Raw genomic sequence first — 15,884 nt, 5'->3', positions numbered from 1 at the left:
CCGCCTATTGTCGGCGGCCAGGCGGCAGCAAGAGGTTCGGTTCGAGGCAGTGGCGGCGGGTGATGAGGGCGGCTGCGCCGCGGGTGACGGCGGCGCGGCCGAACGCGGAGGTGGTGAGGTGGATCGGGCGGCGGGTGGCGGCGAGTACGCCGGTGTCCAGTTCGGTGTGGACGCCAGGTGCTATGTGGTCGAACAATGCTGCGTAGCTGCCGCCGAGAACTACGGTCTCGATGTCGCAGATGTTGATCAACGCGGCCAGGGCCGCACCTAGGGCCGCGCTCGCGGTCTCGACGGCGGCGAGGGCGCGGGGGTCACCGTGGTCAAGGGCGAGTAGGAGCGCGGCGAGGTCGCGCTTGCCTGCGGCCTGGAAAATGGCGTCGAGTCCGGCGTATTGCTCCACGCATCCGCGGCTGCCGCAGGGGCAGGGGTGGCCGGTGCGCTCGATGATGACATGGCCCAGTTCTCCGGCGAAACCGCTTCGGCCGCGAAACATGGCTCCGCCGATGACTATTCCGGCGCCGATGCCGACATCGCCCGAGACATAGACGAAGTCGTCGCCGGCCAACCGGTGTGGCCACACGTGGGCGAGGGCGGCGAGATTGGCTTCGTTGTCCACGGCCACGGTGGTCCCGGGTCGCCCGAGCTCAGCCGCGAGCTGATCACCTAGGTGAATTCCGTTGAGGCTGGGCACGTTCGGTGTATGCACCACGGCCCCGTCCTGCACGATGCCGGGTACGGCGAGCCCGATTCCGAGTGGGTCCCGGCCGCACGCGGCGATCGCGGTACGAATCAGGTCCGCGAGCCGGGTCACGATGTCAGCCGCGGTGGCGCGGCAGTTGTCCACCTCGATGCGCCGTTCGAATTCGGTCGAGGCGTCCAGCCGCTGCACTGTGACGCCGAGGTGCCGCACGTTGATCTCCGCGCCGATCGCGACGGGGCCGGTGGCGGCGAAGCGCAGTGGCCGGGACGGCCGGCCACGGCCAGCGTTCACCACTGCGCCTTCGGCGAGAATCCGTTGCCCCAGCAGGGGTTCCACGAGGCTGGCGACGGTGGCCTTGGTGAGGCCGGTGCGTTGGGCGAGTTCGGCCCGGGACGCCGGGCCGTCCAGCATTGCGACCAGCACCGCGTGCATGTTCCCCGTCCGCACCTGTCGCAGGTGCGCGGGGCTGGACAGCCGCGTCATCGCGCGACGAACCGGGTGGCCCGGCACGACCGTCCCGCAGCGCTCACCGCGCGCCGATAAGATGTTCGAGCGCCAGCTGATTCAGCCGGACGAAGCCGTATCCCCGCTCCCCCGCGCGGTCGGCGTCGAACTTCGCCGACTCGTCCTCGGCCAGCAGGTCGGCGTGGGTCTCCCCCGCCGCCAGCGTCGGGGTGCGCAGCTCATCGACGCCTGCGGTCGCCAAGGCCGCGCGCACCTCGGGGTCCGCGCGGAAGGCGCGGGCACGCTCACGCAAAAGCAGATAGGTCCGCATGTTCGCGGCGGCCGAATCCCACACTCCGGCAAGGTCTTCGGTTCGTGACGGCTTGTAGTCGAAATGCCGTGGCCCGTCATAAGCGGGCGCGCCGTCCTGGCCGCCGTTCTCCAGGAGGTCGACCAGGGCGAAGGCGTTCATCAGGTCACCGTGCCCGAAGACCAGGTCCTGGTCGTATTTGATGCCGCGCTGGCCGTTGAGGTCTATGTGGAACAGCTTGTCGTGCCACAGCGCTTGCGCGACGCCGTGCGCGAAGTTCAAGCCGGCCATCTGCTCATGCCCCACTTCGGGATTGACGCCGACCAGCTCCAAATGCGCGAGCGTGGTGATGAACGCCAGCGCATGCCCCACGGTGGGCAACAGGATGTCGCCGCGTGGCTCGTTGGGCTTGGGCTCGATCGCGAACCGGAGGTCGTAGCCGCGGTCACGCACGAATCCGGTGATTACATCGAGACTTTCGCGGTAGCGGTCCAATGCCGCGCGCACATCCTTGGCGCTGTCGTACTCCGCGCCTTCGCGGCCGCCCCGGAGCACATAGGTCCGCGCGCCCAGCTCGGCCGCCAACTCGACATTCCGCAGGACTTTGCGCATTGCGAACCGGCGCACTTGCCGATCGTTGCTGGTGAACCCGCCGTCTTTGAATACCGGGTGGGTGAACAGATTGGTGGTCACCATCGGCACCACGAGCCCGGTCGCATCCAGTGCGGTCCGCAAGCGCTGGATGCGGAGGTCTCGTTCGGTGGCGGACGCGCCGAACGGGATCAGATCGTCATCGTGCAGGCTGAGGCCGTATGCGCCCAGCTCCGCGAGTCGGTGCACCGCCTCGACCGCGTCCAGTTCGGGCCGAGTGGCGTCCCCGAACGGATCCCTGCCCCGCCACCCAACCGTCCACAAACCGAAGGAGAACTTGTCGGCGGGAGTTGGCGCAACCATATCGATCCTAGAGTTAATTCAGATATTGAACTAAGTATGTTCGAGCGTACTCGCCGCCTCACCTTCAGACGTTGGAATCGGTGTCATCGACTGTGCGACAGCTAGTTCGGGGGTCGGCGTCGATCGTCGGGTCGGCAAGGCACCTTCCGCCCAGTATGTTGGTCGCATGAGTGCCACGCCCGCACCACAAACCGACAGCGCCACCCTGACCGAGCGGTACGACGAGCTGGATCGAGCTGCGGGAGCGGCGAATCGCGTCGGTGCGGCGGGGCTACCGACCGTGATCGAGGCATTGTGGAACTACCTCGAAGCGATGGCGACCGAGGACCCGGCACTGACCCACCGGCACGCGCGGCCTGCGGTGCTGACGTTGTCGAACGCGACCAGCTCATACTTCGGCGCACGGCTGCGGCACACCTCGGACACGGCACGCTGCGACCTACCGCTGCTACGCATGTCGGTAACCACGGGCCGCGACGAAGAGCTCGGCACACCATCGGTGTACGAGTGGATCGAGGCATTCGAACTGGCCCTGATCTGCCGCAACGGTCCACGTGACTTCTATCTGCGCAGCCAGTTCCACGTCATGTACCACCCGAACCTGTGGACGTCGGCCGACCCTGCGGAGCTGCGCGTGCCCTACGCGTACGCCGCCGCGCTGTCGGCGCTGCTGCAGCGGGCCCGCTGGCCACGCAACAAGGACGTCAAAGCCGCTGTCGCCCAATTGCTTCCGCCCGCGCTGGACAGGCTTGCCGAGGCACCGGCGGATTCGGCATGGCAGCAACGTATCCGGATCGTCGAACGCCTCGCCGCCAAGAAGGACATCAGCCAGGAGCTCGCCGATGCGGTGCGCAACCCGCCGCGGTCTCGCATCGCGTGGCCGCTGCTGGCACTCGCCGCGCTGGCACACGATCTGAAGCTCCCGCCAGCCGTCGAATCCGATTATCTACCAAGCCGATTCGTCGACTGGAAGTCATGACCGAGCCGATCGAGCTCCCGAGCACGCGCGGGCACTACCGGCTGCGGCGCCAGCATGGCGGGATCGGCTACTTCGGACAGGTCACCGTTGCGGTGGGCGTCACCACCAAAACCGTTCGACCTCGGGTTGTTTGGGCCGTCGATCCCGCCGATACCAGCTCGATCCAGCCGCGGTTCGACGCAGAACTCGTCGATGCGGCGCTGTGCGGGGCCGAGGACGGGCTCGATCTGCTCGCTCGAATCGGAGTCGACGTATCGAACCTGGTTGTCCACGTCACCCATGTTCAGCTCTACCTCACCGACATCGAGGAAACCGCGGTCCGGACCGCTGCGGCGCTCGCCGTCGCCGGTAGTCAGGCACCGGCGCGTCGATTCTCGGCCGAGTACGACGGTGGCTGGCGGGCCGTGGTGAACCCGCGCTGACCGCGCAGCGGCCACACCGCGTATAAATCCCCACCGCCGTGCCGGCCGAGGCCGCAGGAAGGCGCTGTGTTTGGGAATCGCGAAGCGGGCCATTTCGGTCTTGTACGAGCCAGGCGATCGAGAACGGACAACAGCGATGAGCGATAAGAGAAACCCGTCCGCTGAGTCAGCCGAGACGGAACTGCTACGGGCCGACCGCGACCTGACCCGCGAAGAATTGGGCCAGACCATCGCGGAACTGACCGGCAAGCTCGATGTTCGCGGAAGGGTCGAAGGCCGACTGAAGGAAACCGCCGAAACCGCCCGAGCGAAAGCGACCGGAGTAACCGGCGTCGCTCAAGAAAGGGCAGTGCAGCTCGCAGCTGTGGCAAACAGTAGGCGGGTGCCACTTGCCGCGGCAGTCGCGGTAGTTGTCGCGGCCTTGGCCGGGTGGCTGATCCTGCGCGGCCGCCAGAGCGGATGAGGTAAATGGACTCTCAGCGCGACCAGCACCCCTCGACGCGTGACCCGGACCTGCCGAGACGACATCTAGAGACCGGGCCCACGGTCCGGTGGATCGGGCGATGGCAACGGGGCCATCGGTGGAAGCCTGGGACGATCGAGCGGCAGCTCGGCCCACACCGTCTTGGCATGCCGATGGTGCACGACTCCCCAGGCAATGGCCAGACGGTCGACCAGAATCATCCCGCGCCCGCCGGCCAGGTCGGGGTCGCGCACGTGGGGGTCCCCCGGCCCGCCGTCGTCCACCTCGATCCGCAGCCGACCCGAGCCCGCCGACACCGTGAGGCGGCACCGCCGGGGCGGGCGTGCGTGCTCGCGAGCGTTGCCGACCATCTCATCGGTGACCAGGACCGCATCCTCGACAACGACACTGACATCGGGTGCGAGCAGCGTCCGTACCGCATCCCGAATCCGCCGGTCCGGCGTGACTTCTAAGTCGAACTCCAAGCCCTGCTCATCACCGCTCGGGATCGGCCTCGCGGGCTTCCTCATTCCGGCTTCCTCCGCTCGCCGTCGACCAAAGATAACGTCTGGCTACCCCTGAATCCAGCCAGGAAACATGTCTCCGGCGGTGCTAGCGGTCCACCGCAGCGGTTTCCTACGGCACGATGACGCACCGAGTTACGCATGCTTGGGCGGCCGCTTATTTGCGATCAGCACTGCTAGCCATGGCAGCGGCACCGACGCAGTGAGAATCACCGCGGCGATCCAGGACACGCCTGTCACGCCGTACACGATCGACGCCGCGATCAGCGCCGATATCCGAAATGACAGCAAAATTATGTCTTTTCGGTCGCGCAGCCGGTGCTGCTCCGCGTACGGCGGCTTCGCGTCGGTTATCAAGCCCCGCCTGAGTACTCGTCTGTGTACCTTGGCTGTCCTGCCGAATACGTTCAGCCGCACTGTTTCCGTGGTGTGCACACACGGGGCGTACCCGATTCTTTTGGGGCGAAGCAGGATTGACATCGATCGCCCGTGGCGCGGCACACCCTCGCGTTATCGACGAGGCGTTGCGCCGCTGTACTTAGACATGGTCTCAGAACTGATGGTGTGTCGATCCCGGACGGATCGGCTCTGAGCGGGATCGTCGGGTATGTGGTGACGAGACGGCAGGAAAGCCTGATCGATGATCGGCTCTGGGAACTGGTAGAGCCACTGATCCCGGTCACTGAGAATCGACGACTTCCCGGGGTGAGTCCGTGCGCTGGCTGCCCAGTTGACGAGCCCGCGGCAAGATCCGCGTCATCGGAGCCCCCGTCATGGGGAAGGGATCGCAGGCTGCAGATCGCGTTCGCGCCAACACGCGGCGAGACTCCGGAACTCAGGGTCGCCGCTCACCGACCGATGCTGACGTGGCCGATGGGCCTGCGTTCCGAAGCGACCCACGGTCGCGACCTGATCAGTCGACGGGTTACTGGTTGAAGAACGTCTTCAGTACACGGGCCATGAGTTCGGGGGCGACGACGTGTCCCTGCCCGTCGAGCGTGTGTCGTTCGGTCTGGGGGGTGGCAGCGGCTATCGCTTTCGCGGCGCGGTCGAAGAAGTCGGTCGGGAGGCCCGCCATCTGGGGCTCGGTGATCGGACCCTCGGTGGTCACCAGGACCGACTGAGTGATGCGGGCAAGTCGGTTCGTGGGGATCTCGTAGTCATTGAGGATCACGGCGTCTTTGACGAGCGTGTGGGCAAGCGCGACGGACGAGGCCCAGTACGGGTGTTGTTTGCCAGCCGCGATGTCCGCGTCGGGTCCGCCGGTAAGCCTCACGAACAGTTCCAGCATCTCCTCGTCCCGGCCGGCTTTGTATGCCTCGTGGGTGTCCGCGAGGTACTGGTTGAACCTCGGCCGCAGGTCGTCCCCGATCGCGTACGGCACATCCCACACCGCGATCTTGTCGATCGCCGAACCTGCCGCTGCTGCCTCCAGCGCGAGGGCGCCGCCAGATGAGGCGCCGTACACGTGAGCTGAGCCGCCGGCTGTCGCAATCAGCGCGTCGAGGTCTTCCACCTCGCGCGCCAAGGCGTACGGCGGTGTATTGCCGCTGGCGCTCCGGCCGCGTCGTGCGTAATTGTAGACCGTGAAATGGTTGGCAAGGAGCCGGGCCAGCGGCGCGTTCTCAGCGCCGTCGTCTAGGGTGCCGCCGACGAGGATCACCGCCGGGCCAGTGCCTTTCCGGTCGTAGGCGATCCTCGTACCGTCGGCGGACGTCACACGAAGTGTCATCTCGTTCACTGCGTCTCTCCATTTCTCGATGCGTGGTCGTCACCGTCGGAGCATGTCGACCAACGACCACCCGGGGGCCCCGCCGCCGGGCCGTGTGTAGCCGATGACGGTGCCGTCGGCTGAGGTCACGGTTCATACTCCTACTTTAGGAGTGTTCACACCTGTTGTGCAAGTATAATCGAGTGCATGAGCAAGAAGCGGTTGTTCGACGACCCCTGCGGCATCGCGCGAGCGCTGAACGCGGTCGGCGAGCGGTGGGCGTTGCTCGTCGTGCGGGAGCTGGTCTTCGGCCCGAAGCGCTACTCCGACCTGCACCGCGGGCTGCCGCAGATGAGCCAGAACGTCCTCGCGCAGCGGTTGCGCGAGCTCGAAGCCGACGGCCTGGTGCGGCGAAGGCGCCTGGGACCGCCTGCGCCCGCCGCCGTGTATGAACTCACCGAGCGCGGGCAGGAACTGGAGCCCGTGCTCCGCGCGCTCGCCCACTGGGGCAGCCGCGCACCGCTGCCCGAGGACGGCACGGCGGAACTGAGCGTCGACGCGCTCCTGTTCGCCCTGCGCGCCACCTTTGATCCGGCACTGGCGGGTGAGCTGTCGCTGCGCTGCCAGCTGGACGTCGCGGGCGATCGGTTCCGCATCACCGTTGCGGGCGGGCGCCTCGAGTTGGACCGCGGTGAGCACGCCGAACCCGACGCGTGGCTGACCGTGCCGGAGGCGGCGACATTGCGCGATCTGGTGTTCGCCGGCGCGGCGCTGCACGACGCCGTCGAGCGGGCAGACACCGAGGTGGCGGGCGATACCGAGCGGCTCGCCGCACTGCTGCGCTGCTTTCCCGCAGCCGTGCGGTATCCGGCGCCACAGGACCCCGCACCGCCGGATCCCGTGTCGCCGGGCCTCGGGTCACCGAACGCCGAACTCCCGGATCCCGCCGTCAGCGCAGGAAGTCGTCGAGGGTGAGCGGCAGTCCGCGGACCCCGGACACTGGGTGGCGAGGTTACGCCGGCCGACAGTTCAGACTCCGCGGGCTCGCGGAACTCATCACCGAGACGACAACGCACCACTGGGATAGCGACCCGCAGCTCAACGCCAGACGCTGGTCCACGACCGAGCATGATCGACTTGTTGCAGTAGCCCATCCCCATAAGAACCAGCCGAGCAGTTCTGAGACCAAGTCTTAGCGGGTGCACCCAGCCATCGGCGCACAGCATCTAGTGAGATCCGAGGGCCGGAAGCAACCGACAGCGCCGTCCGGCGACTGATCGAGAGCAGCGAACGAACGGCACTCGGACCGGCGACAGATACTGACGTCGCAGTCTCCACTAGCCGATAGGCAACGCACTGAAAATCGGCCCGTAGACCCAGTCCAGCATGCGCTCGGCGTCGTCGCGCGCGGCGACGGCTCCGTAGGCCGAGCTGTGCAAGACCACACCGATCAACGGTATGCCGGCCCGAACCGTCTGGAACAACAGGCACGTTCCCGCAGCGTCGGTGAATCCGGTTTTGATGCCGACCGTCCCCGGATAGTCGCCAAGCAGCAGGTTAGTCGTCTGCCAGTGGTGCTCGCGATTGCCCGGGCCTGCCGGTAGGTGATAGCTGTGCGTCCCGACGATGTCGCGGAACACCGGTTGGCTCATCGCGCGCAGGCCAAGGGTCACCAAGTCCGCCGGTGTGGAGGAATTGGAGTGGTCGGTCGGGACGGGAAGCCCACTGGGGTCGGTGAAATGTGTTCCCGCCAGGCCCATGTGACGCGCGGTGTCGTTCATCTTGGTGATGAAGCCGTGCTGGCCCGGCCCGAAGGCTTCGGCCAGCGCATAGGTGGCGTCACAGCCCGAGGGGAGCATCATCGCGTAGAGCAGCTGGCGCGCGGTGAGCACCTCACCGGGGGCGAGACCTGCGGTGCTTCCGTCGTGCCTGACGCAGTAGGCGATGCTTTCCTGCGGCACGGTGATTGCCCGTTCGAGGTCACCGGCGTTGACCACGACCAGTGCCGTCATCACCTTGGTGATGCTGGCGATCGGGACAACGGTATTCGGCTGCCGGGACCACAGCACCGTACCGGCGATTCCCTCCGCCAGCGCTGCCGCAGGCGCCTGCACGCCAGCCGGCTCCGCACTCGTCCACGGCAACGGCGGCCAGGACACCTGGCTCTGCGCGGGAGCGGCCGCGACGCCCTGCCCGACCGTCAGCAGTAGCATCCCGGCGAACACACACTGCAACAATCGGGCAAATGTCCGCATGATCGTCATTCTGCCGCCCCACCTCGTAAAACAGCGGGATTTCCTCGATGAATCGTCCGCGATTCCCGCGCACCTGGGCCCCGAGCCCGTCGACGACTCTCGGGCCATCGAATCCGTCAGGGCCAGAGTCTTTTCACAACCACCAGCCGTCGTAGGGGTCGCGGCCGTACCGGCCCGAAAAAGTGGCAGTGCTCACAATCCGCACCACTGGAAATGACCGCAATGCAAGATAGCTACAAATTTGCTGACAAGAGGTGGGAAGGGGAGGGACTGATGGAGAGGACTGCGCGAACCGTAGCGTGTGTCGCGGCGAGCAGTACCGTGCTGCTGGCCGGGGTGTGGGCCGCGGGTGTTGCGGGTGCGGATCCGGTGGCCGACAAGCATCGGGAAACGATCACCGATGACGGGTGGACGCTCGCGGTCACCAAGACCGAGGAAAATTTGGATCGATATCCGAATCTGGCCTCGACCATGTTCACTCGCGAGGGTTTTGTCAGCCTCAAAGCGATCGCCGAAATCACCGGAGCGGGAACTGCGCCGGTCTCGGCCGGATCGCTCGCGTTGGGATATCAGATCGGCTGCCAAGTCGATGTGTCCACGGGTTTGACCCTCGGCATGGGGTTCTCGGTCGGCCCGAACGCCTCGCTCAACATCAGCTGGCCACCCAGCGTCAGCCTCGGCGCGAGCGCGTCGGTGTCACCGAACATCTCCACCACCCTCAAACCCGGATCCATCGCCACCATCGACTTCGGCACCAAACCCCTGGCCGGCCCACGCGCATCGATCACTGCCGAACAAGTCCAGATCAAAATCGACGCCTGTATGGGCCCGGTAAGTCTGCGCTCCTACGCCACTGCGCGGATCTCCACTCCGGCTGCGGATAACACCGTCACCGTCTACGGCGACCCGGTGTATCTATGAGCAGCGCAAAGACTGTGCCCGCCAACCGCATCGGGGAACGCAGCCGTTCGATATGCCAGGCGGCCATGAGCCGCCGGGGACGCTGGAGAACATGGCGGCGCACCGGAACGGCCCTGGCGACGACAGGGTCGGTGCTGGTGGGTTTGGCCGTGCTCGCGACCATCGATCCTGCTGCCCCGCCTGCGTCGGCGGGGCCTTATATTCCGTGTGAGCAGTGGCAGCAGATGCATCCAGGCTGGCCATGTGTCGACGTCCCCGAACCCTCCGAACCTCCGACGCCACCCGCCCAACCACCGCTGCCGAGCTGGACCCCGAACCAGCCGGGCACCGGCGGGGGGCCGCGCGCGGGTGCGCTCACACCACCTCCGGTCGGTTCCGGTGACGGCACACCGATCGTCCCGGTACCCGGGCAGCAGATACCGCAATCACGGCCAGCAGCGCCGCCACCGGCAGCCGCTCCCGGATCTGCGGCGATTCCGTTGCCGACCACCAGCGTGGGACGTCGACCGGATTCCGGCCCCAGCGCTGTCCAGCCGGTGTCCGACGGGGTATGTCTGTTGAATCCGATCTCGTGCATGCTCGACCTCCCGCCGCTTCATGTGCAGAAGTACGATCTGACCCCAACCCAGTCGCAAGCGCTTTACAGCGCTGCGACGGCATTCGAGGCTGGTGCTGCGGGTGTGGCGTGCGCGGCCATTCCCGTTGTGGGTCCTTATATTTCGTTTGTCTGCGGTGCTGTCATGGCTGGGGTGATGCGGTTGATGGCGCCTGAGGCCGACGACTACTACACGATCACGGTGAAATACGGCGTCCTCGGACCTGAGGTCAGTGTCCAGCTCAACCACGTCATCAAGGGCACCGCACTCCCGGCCCCCGGTGAGCTCAGACCGTCCACGACACCCACTGGCCAGAACGGTAATGGTGGCGACAACGGCAACGGTCGTGGCGATGGAAACGGTGGCGGAGGTGCCGCGCCCACCGCACCGCCCTACCCGCCCCAACCAGCGCCATCTGTACCTCCCACCGCGCCACCCGTACCTCCCACCGCAACAGCAGCGCCGACCGCCATCCCAGTCGACCCGCCGCGGACGCAGCCGAGTCCGCCGCAGCGGCCGGACAAGCCGTGCACCGGAGCGTGTTTGGCATGACACGGCGAGCACAGCATCGATCACGCGATTTCGGGCCCAACGGAGGTCAACTGGTGACAACAAGACAGCGCGCGTGCGCCATAGCCGCGGTGGTCGCAGCCGCCTTGATCGGGTCGACCGGATGTGGCACATCGTCGGAGCCGGGTTCGGGCACGAGTTCGTCCACCACGACCTCGGCCATCACCGCCGACGACCTGCAGCTTCGGGTCAAGTCCATGCGGGTAGCGATTTACGAAGGGCGCTACCGCGACGCCTACGACATGCGATCCGACGCGTGCCGCAAGGCGATCGGCTACGACGAATACGCTCGAGCTATCGCCACCGAATTCGCCGACAAACCCCACCCGGGGCCGGATAGCCTGCGAGTCCTTGTCGTCACCGCCGCGGACCCCAGTCGCGGTGTCCACCGCGCACAAGCCCAACTATACGAAGCAGGTCACGAGCAAGATCCAGCCAACGAGACACCACGCTGGTGGACCGTCGAGGAGGGCCAATGGAAGTTCGACAACTGCACCCCTCCCGCGCTGTAATCGGCGCGGCCACGGTCGCCGCGCCGATCTACCTCCTGCTCACCGCGCTGTGCGGCGGCGCGGCGATCTATGTCCTCATCGCGACACTCGGTGCACCGTACGCGGTCGCCGGGGCAATCGGCGGCGGGCTTGGTGTCGGGGGCGGCGCTTACCTCAACGACCAACGGCGCACCAGCGAGTTCGGATCGCTGGACAACAGAATCGGATTCGAGCGCATCGTGCGTGGGCAGAGCCCGACCGGCGTCAACCTTCAGTGGCTGCATGCCATGATCGAGCGCGAACTGCGGCAGACCAGCATCGCGATCGTTGGATCCGGCGTCTGCGGCGGCGCGGCGGCGGTGGCAGCGGTGGCGCTCGGTTTCTACTCGGGTGCCCTGGCTCTGCGGGTCGTCGGAGCGGTCATGCTCAGCGCCATCGCGGCCGTGCTCGTGGTAGTAAATCTTCGCCGGCGCCGACAACTCCAGTTGCTGAGCGTTCGCGTCCGTTATCCCCGCGACGAACCGACACGAGGGGTAGGGATGTGAAGTAGCCCGCACATCCAGAGCCATCTCCGATGCGGTGCACCGTTCGCTACCGCTGTGGTGTGCGGCTGTGGCAGGTGTGGCCGATCCAACCGGAGGAGCAATCCAACGCCGCGACCCGCGATGGCTACCTGCTCGCGGTCGCGCGCGCCCAAGCCGGCAAGGACACCGGTCGAGATGGGCTGTCAACTTCATGCCAACGCGGCCGACGAGCGCCGCGGCGGAAAATCATGGGCTCGGGCCGGGCACATCGGTGGTAAAAGCCGTGTCAGCTTCTCGATATCGGCGGTACGGGTGGCTGACATTCCCATTGAGAGTGTCAATTAACGCACGGCCCATCCGCGCGAGGTGGAGCGGTTTCCCAACGACGGTGTGGTAAGAAACTATCGATAGCACAGGGCGCACGCGCCGAATGCAAGCGATAGGCCCTGCTACACATCTCGATAATCCGCGGTGGGCGAACGTCTCCGCCCGCCAAAACCTTGATTGTTTCCCGGAGCTGTGGATGCGCGTTGCTCGCGCGTCCCCGATGAAAGGCGTGGTGCTGCGGTGCATTACACGGCGATTGTGGTGGGGGCAGGGTTCGGCGGCATCGGGATGGGAGTTACGCTCAAACGAGCCGGTATCGATGATTTCTTGATCCTGGAGAAGGAGAACGAGGTCGGCGGCGTCTGGCGGGACAATATATACCCGGGCTGCAATTGTGATGTCCCGTCTCATCTATATTCGTTCTCCTTCGCTCCCTACCGCGACCGGAGCATTCGCTATCCGGGGCAAGAACAGATTCTGAATTACCTGAGCAGGGTCGCCGCCGATGAGGGTTTGCTCCCACATCTTCGGATGGGTTGCCCGGTCAGCGAAGCCACATACCTGGAGGCTCAGGGCTGCTGGGAGGTGATCACCGCGGCTGGGCTGTGCTTGCGGGCCGATGTGGTGATCTTCGCGGTCGGGCAACTTCATCGCCCGCAGCTGCCCGAGTTTCCCGGCGCAGCCGACTTCACCGGCCCGGCGTTCCACACCGCGTGCTGGGAGCACCGACATGACCTGCGCGGTCTGGAGGTCGCGGTGATCGGCACCGGATCGAGTGCGGCCCAGATTCTGCCCACCCTGGCCGAGACCGCTGCCCAAGTGCGTGTTTTTCAACGAACCGCGCATTGGGTGCTTCCGAAACCGTCGAAGAATTTCGGACGTCTCGCCCGGGCACTGCTGGCGCTACCCGGCGGGCACCACTTGTATCGGCAAGCACTGCATTACGGCGCCGATACCGTGCTCGCCCCGGTGATGTGGCGTGGCTGGTCGGCGCGACCTGTCGAATGGTTCGCGCGCTGGTATCTGCGTCGCGCCATCTCGGACCCGGCCCTGCGCGCGGCCCTGACACCGGACTATCCGATCGGCGGCAAACGCATCGTCCTCGACAGCGAGTACTACGCCGCACTGGCCTATCCGAATGTCGAGCTCGTCACCGCACCGATCTCCAAGATGACGAAGGCAGGACTCGAAACCGCCGACGGTGCGCAGCACAGGGCCGATGCTGTCGTTTATGCCACGGGCTTCAAGGCGCCGGAATTCCTGGTGCCGGTGCGGGTGCGCGGGCGGCACGGGGTCGAGCTGGCAGCACAGTGGGCCGAGGGTGCGAGCGCTTTCCTGGGCATCGCGGTCCCGGGCTTCCCGAATCTGTTTCTGCTCGCCGGGCCGAACAGTTTCAACAGCGCGGGCAGTAATCCCGCGATGAAAGAGCTCCAGATGCAGTACATAGTGGAGTGCCTGCGCTGGCGTGACCGGGTCGGCGCCGCCGCAATCGAGGTCACCGAGTCGGCAATGGAGAACTACCAGCAATGGTTGGAGCAGGCGATCGCCACGACGGTATGGCCGCCCGCGTCCAGCTGGTATCGGCATAGCAGTGGTCGCGTCACCAACCCGTGGCCGGCGTCTGCCCGTACCTATCGGCGCATGCTGACCAGCTATGGCCCCGAGTCGTGTTTCCGTGCCTCGATTAGGCGGCGCGACATCGGCACGGCCGAAGCCGCGGTGTCATCGCCGCCGCGCGCTGCTTGCTGAGCCACGAACGAGAAGAGCCGAAACCCCTTCTTTACAAAGAGGTTTCGGCGTAATCGTACAGTTCGCTCAGGCCAGGAACTTGCTGAGATCGTCGAGCACTCGCATCGCACCGATCGGACCGAGTCCGAGGAACCACACTTCGTCATCGACCGCGATGGCGTGCCCCGCCTTGACCGCGCTCATGTTCCGCCAGATCGGCCCCTCGGTCACGGTCTTCTGGTCCGGCGAGACAGCCGAGCCGTAACTCGAGTAGAAGATCCAGTCGCCCGCGGCCTGGTCGATGTTCTCCTTCGAGATCTCCACCGCCAGCTCGTCGACGTTCTGATTCGCCGGTCGCGGCAGGCCGACATCGGCCAGGATGACGCCGATGAAGGACTTCTTGCCGTACAGCCGGATGTTGCCGCTCATGAAACGCACGAGCGAAATCGACGGTGCGCCTGTCAATTTGGCCTTCACCTGATTGGCCTTGGTTTGATATTCGTTGAGCAGTGCGGTGGCCTGTTCCTCCGCCCCGAGTGCGGCGCCGACCAACAGGAAGTTCTCTTTCCACGGGAAGCCCGGCCGGATGGAGAACACGGTCGGGGCGATGGCCGACAACTGGGGATACAGGTCGTTGACGCGTAACTTGCTGCCCAGGATCAGATCCGGTTTCAATGCCGCGATCTTCTCGAGGTCGAGGGTGTTGGTCGGGCCGACCGTCGGGATGTTCTGCACCCGGTCGGCCAGGTACGAGGGCACCCCTTGTTGTCCGGCGGTGGTGGCCATGCCGACCGGCGTCACACCGAGTGCGAGGACGTCGTCCAACTCGCCGGAGTCGAGAACGATTACCCGCGTCGGCTTTTTCTCGATGCGAGTCTGCCCCATGGCCTGGGTTACCGTGCGCGGAAACACGCCGGGGCCGACGTCGGCTTTGAGTTTGGCGGTCTCGGTATCGGCGGTGGCGAACAGTGCCCCGCCGGTGGCGACGTTCTTGTCACCGTGACCGGTGTCGCCCGCGGTTGCCGGGGTGGTGGCGGGATCGGTGCCGCAGGCGGCGAGCAGTGCGGCGGCGGCAACGGCGACCACCGCTTGTGTCCATCGGACCATTGTGTGATTCCTTTCCTAGGACTGGGTGACGGGCACGGCGGCCCGGCCGGAGCGATGTCGTCCGATGGGAACGACCATCGGGGTGCCGGACACGGGGTCCGGGATGATCTGTGCCGGAATGCCGAAGACGTCCTCGACCAACTCCGCGGTGAGTATGTCCGACGGCGCTCCCGCACAGGCGATCTCGCCGCCTTTCATGGCGATGAGGTGATCGCCGTAGCGAGCGGCCAGGTTGAGGTCGTGCATCACGATCACCACGGTGGTGCCGTCGTTGGTATTGAGATCCGCGAGCAGGTCGAGCACCTCCACCTGATGGGAGATATCGAGGAAGGTGGTCGGCTCGTCCAGCAGCATGATCGGCGTGCGCTGGGCCAGTGCCATGGCGATCCACACTCGCTGTCGTTGGCCGCCGGACAGTTCGTCGACCGAGCGCGACGCCAGCTCGACGGTGTCGGTGACTTGCAGTGCCCGCGCGACCGCCGCGTCGTCCTCGGGTGACCAGCGACGGAACATGCCCTGATGCGGATAGCGACCGCGCCCGACCAGATCCGCCACCGTGATCCCCTCGGGCGCGACCGGGGATTGGGGCAGCAGCCCCAACTCCCGCGCGACGTCCTTGCTGCGCAGCGAGGAGATCGGCGCGCCGCCCAAGTAGACCGCGCCGTGGCTGGGTGCGAGCAACCGCGCCAGGCCGCGCAGCAATGTCGATTTGCCGCACGCGTTGGTGCCGACGATCATCGTCACCAGGCCCTCGGGAATCCGCACGGTGAGGTCGGGCACGATCGTCACCGGTCCATAGCCCAGCCGCAGGTTCTCGGTGTGCAGAGTTGGTGTCACGGCATCCCTTTCAGACACGCC

The 15,884-nt window shown here is 66.1% G+C and carries 17 protein-coding genes; 8 read left to right on the top strand and 9 right to left on the bottom strand.

The window, feature by feature from the left end; all coding sequences use genetic code 11:
* Nucleotides 1–4: 4 nt before the first annotated feature.
* Both ACIHA7_RS07590 and xylA read right to left on the bottom strand, forming a co-directional pair.
* A complete protein-coding gene (locus ACIHA7_RS07590) occupies nt 5–1,183 on the bottom strand; it encodes an ROK family protein (protein ID WP_397286733.1) in 1,179 nt (392 codons plus the stop codon).
* A 43-nt stretch (nt 1,184–1,226) separates the two neighbouring features.
* Nucleotides 1,227–2,408 (bottom strand): xylose isomerase, encoded by a 1,182-nt coding sequence (gene xylA, locus ACIHA7_RS07585; RefSeq protein ID WP_397286731.1) that lies wholly within the window; start codon nt 2,406–2,408, stop codon nt 1,227–1,229.
* Between the two features lie 166 nt (nt 2,409–2,574).
* Here xylA and ACIHA7_RS07580 point away from each other — a divergent pair, with 166 nt between their 5' ends.
* The 3 genes from ACIHA7_RS07580 (at nt 2,575) to ACIHA7_RS07570 (ending at nt 4,272) form a co-directional block, all read left to right on the top strand.
* Nucleotides 2,575–3,387, top strand: a complete 813-nt coding sequence (locus ACIHA7_RS07580) for a hypothetical protein (RefSeq protein ID WP_397286729.1) — start codon at nt 2,575–2,577, stop codon at nt 3,385–3,387.
* Nucleotides 3,384–3,809: a hypothetical protein gene (locus ACIHA7_RS07575; protein ID WP_397286727.1), complete on the top strand. Its 426-nt coding sequence runs from the start codon at nt 3,384–3,386 to the stop codon at nt 3,807–3,809. The genes ACIHA7_RS07580 and ACIHA7_RS07575 overlap by 4 nt, the downstream gene beginning before the upstream one ends.
* A 70-nt stretch (nt 3,810–3,879) precedes the next feature.
* Nucleotides 3,880–4,272, top strand: a complete 393-nt coding sequence (locus ACIHA7_RS07570; protein WP_397286725.1) for a DUF3618 domain-containing protein — start codon at nt 3,880–3,882, stop codon at nt 4,270–4,272.
* A 65-nt stretch (nt 4,273–4,337) separates the two neighbouring features.
* On the opposite strand, the gene ACIHA7_RS07565 is transcribed toward ACIHA7_RS07570, so the two are convergent.
* The 3 genes from ACIHA7_RS07565 to ACIHA7_RS07555 form a co-directional block, all read right to left on the bottom strand.
* Nucleotides 4,338–4,802, bottom strand: coding sequence for an ATP-binding protein (locus tag ACIHA7_RS07565; RefSeq protein ID WP_397286723.1), 465 nt, complete (start codon nt 4,800–4,802; stop codon nt 4,338–4,340).
* Between the two features lie 129 nt (nt 4,803–4,931).
* On the bottom strand, nt 4,932–5,231 hold the full coding sequence (locus tag ACIHA7_RS07560; protein WP_397286721.1) for a DUF3099 domain-containing protein: 300 nt from the start codon (nt 5,229–5,231) through the stop codon (nt 4,932–4,934).
* A 490-nt stretch (nt 5,232–5,721) separates the two neighbouring features.
* Complete coding sequence (locus ACIHA7_RS07555) at nt 5,722–6,528, bottom strand: alpha/beta fold hydrolase (protein ID WP_397288677.1); 807 nt, start codon at nt 6,526–6,528, stop codon at nt 5,722–5,724.
* Between the two features lie 186 nt (nt 6,529–6,714).
* Between ACIHA7_RS07555 and ACIHA7_RS07550 the strand changes: the two genes are divergently transcribed.
* Nucleotides 6,715–7,482, top strand: coding sequence for a winged helix-turn-helix transcriptional regulator (locus ACIHA7_RS07550; protein ID WP_397286719.1), 768 nt, complete (start codon nt 6,715–6,717; stop codon nt 7,480–7,482).
* 362 nt (nt 7,483–7,844) lie between these two features.
* Here the strand turns inward: ACIHA7_RS07550 and ACIHA7_RS07545 are convergent, their stop codons facing one another.
* Nucleotides 7,845–8,762 (bottom strand): D-alanyl-D-alanine carboxypeptidase family protein, encoded by a 918-nt coding sequence (locus ACIHA7_RS07545; protein ID WP_397286717.1) that lies wholly within the window; start codon nt 8,760–8,762, stop codon nt 7,845–7,847.
* Between the two features lie 273 nt (nt 8,763–9,035).
* Between ACIHA7_RS07545 and ACIHA7_RS07540 the strand changes: the two genes are divergently transcribed.
* On the top strand, nt 9,036–9,683 hold the full coding sequence (locus ACIHA7_RS07540) for an MspA family porin (RefSeq protein ID WP_397286715.1): 648 nt from the start codon (nt 9,036–9,038) through the stop codon (nt 9,681–9,683).
* Between the two features lie 1,194 nt (nt 9,684–10,877).
* Here the strand turns inward: ACIHA7_RS07540 and ACIHA7_RS07535 are convergent.
* Nucleotides 10,878–11,048, bottom strand: coding sequence for a hypothetical protein (locus ACIHA7_RS07535; protein ID WP_397286713.1), 171 nt, complete (start codon nt 11,046–11,048; stop codon nt 10,878–10,880).
* Between ACIHA7_RS07535 and ACIHA7_RS07530 the strand changes: the two genes are divergently transcribed.
* From ACIHA7_RS07530 to ACIHA7_RS07520, 3 genes are all read left to right on the top strand, one after another.
* Nucleotides 11,047–11,361 (top strand): hypothetical protein, encoded by a 315-nt coding sequence (locus ACIHA7_RS07530; RefSeq protein ID WP_397286711.1) that lies wholly within the window; start codon nt 11,047–11,049, stop codon nt 11,359–11,361. The genes ACIHA7_RS07535 and ACIHA7_RS07530 overlap by 2 nt on opposite strands.
* Nucleotides 11,325–11,885 (top strand): hypothetical protein, encoded by a 561-nt coding sequence (locus tag ACIHA7_RS07525; RefSeq protein ID WP_397286709.1) that lies wholly within the window; start codon nt 11,325–11,327, stop codon nt 11,883–11,885. The genes ACIHA7_RS07530 and ACIHA7_RS07525 overlap by 37 nt, the downstream gene beginning before the upstream one ends.
* Before the next feature lie 546 nt (nt 11,886–12,431).
* Nucleotides 12,432–13,940 carry a flavin-containing monooxygenase gene (locus ACIHA7_RS07520; protein WP_397286707.1) on the top strand — a complete coding sequence of 503 codons (1,509 nt, stop codon included), beginning with the start codon at nt 12,432–12,434 and terminating at the stop codon, nt 13,938–13,940.
* A 66-nt stretch (nt 13,941–14,006) separates the two neighbouring features.
* Here the strand turns inward: ACIHA7_RS07520 and ACIHA7_RS07515 are convergent, their stop codons facing one another.
* Both ACIHA7_RS07515 and ACIHA7_RS07510 read right to left on the bottom strand, forming a co-directional pair.
* On the bottom strand, nt 14,007–15,026 hold the full coding sequence (locus ACIHA7_RS07515) for an ABC transporter substrate-binding protein (protein ID WP_397286705.1): 1,020 nt from the start codon (nt 15,024–15,026) through the stop codon (nt 14,007–14,009).
* Nucleotides 15,027–15,041: 15 nt separating this feature from the next.
* Complete coding sequence (locus ACIHA7_RS07510) at nt 15,042–15,881, bottom strand: ABC transporter ATP-binding protein (RefSeq protein ID WP_397286703.1); 840 nt, start codon at nt 15,879–15,881, stop codon at nt 15,042–15,044.
* Nucleotides 15,882–15,884: the final 3 nt, after the last annotated feature.

It is taken from the genome of Nocardia sp. NPDC052316, from assembly GCF_044547795.1.
Taxonomy (GTDB): Bacteria; Actinomycetota; Actinomycetes; order Mycobacteriales; family Mycobacteriaceae; genus Nocardia.
This window is presented reverse-complemented; position numbering and strand designations above follow the sequence as displayed.

What these genes read in the sequence shown, in the direction of transcription:
- ACIHA7_RS07515 (WP_397286705.1), bottom strand. Translation starts at nt 15,026, where the DNA reads ATGGTCCGATGGACACAAGCGGTGGTCGCCGTTGCCGCCGCCGCACTG.
- ACIHA7_RS07590 (WP_397286733.1), bottom strand. Translation starts at nt 1,183, where the DNA reads ATGACGCGGCTGTCCAGCCCCGCGCACCTGCGACAGGTGCGGACGGGG.
- ACIHA7_RS07540 (WP_397286715.1), top strand. Translation starts at nt 9,036, where the DNA reads ATGGAGAGGACTGCGCGAACCGTAGCGTGTGTCGCGGCGAGCAGTACC.
- ACIHA7_RS07535 (WP_397286713.1), bottom strand. Translation starts at nt 11,048, where the DNA reads ATGGACTTGACCCGAAGCTGCAGGTCGTCGGCGGTGATGGCCGAGGTC.
- xylA (WP_397286731.1), bottom strand. Translation starts at nt 2,408, where the DNA reads ATGGTTGCGCCAACTCCCGCCGACAAGTTCTCCTTCGGTTTGTGGACG.
- ACIHA7_RS07525 (WP_397286709.1), top strand. Translation starts at nt 11,325, where the DNA reads ATGGAAGTTCGACAACTGCACCCCTCCCGCGCTGTAATCGGCGCGGCC.
- ACIHA7_RS07580 (WP_397286729.1), top strand. Translation starts at nt 2,575, where the DNA reads ATGAGTGCCACGCCCGCACCACAAACCGACAGCGCCACCCTGACCGAG.
- ACIHA7_RS07555 (WP_397288677.1), bottom strand. Translation starts at nt 6,528, where the DNA reads ATGACACTTCGTGTGACGTCCGCCGACGGTACGAGGATCGCCTACGAC.
- ACIHA7_RS07530 (WP_397286711.1), top strand. Translation starts at nt 11,047, where the DNA reads ATGCGGGTAGCGATTTACGAAGGGCGCTACCGCGACGCCTACGACATG.
- ACIHA7_RS07575 (WP_397286727.1), top strand. Translation starts at nt 3,384, where the DNA reads ATGACCGAGCCGATCGAGCTCCCGAGCACGCGCGGGCACTACCGGCTG.
- ACIHA7_RS07565 (WP_397286723.1), bottom strand. Translation starts at nt 4,802, where the DNA reads ATGAGGAAGCCCGCGAGGCCGATCCCGAGCGGTGATGAGCAGGGCTTG.
- ACIHA7_RS07545 (WP_397286717.1), bottom strand. Translation starts at nt 8,762, where the DNA reads ATGCGGACATTTGCCCGATTGTTGCAGTGTGTGTTCGCCGGGATGCTA.
- ACIHA7_RS07550 (WP_397286719.1), top strand. Translation starts at nt 6,715, where the DNA reads ATGAGCAAGAAGCGGTTGTTCGACGACCCCTGCGGCATCGCGCGAGCG.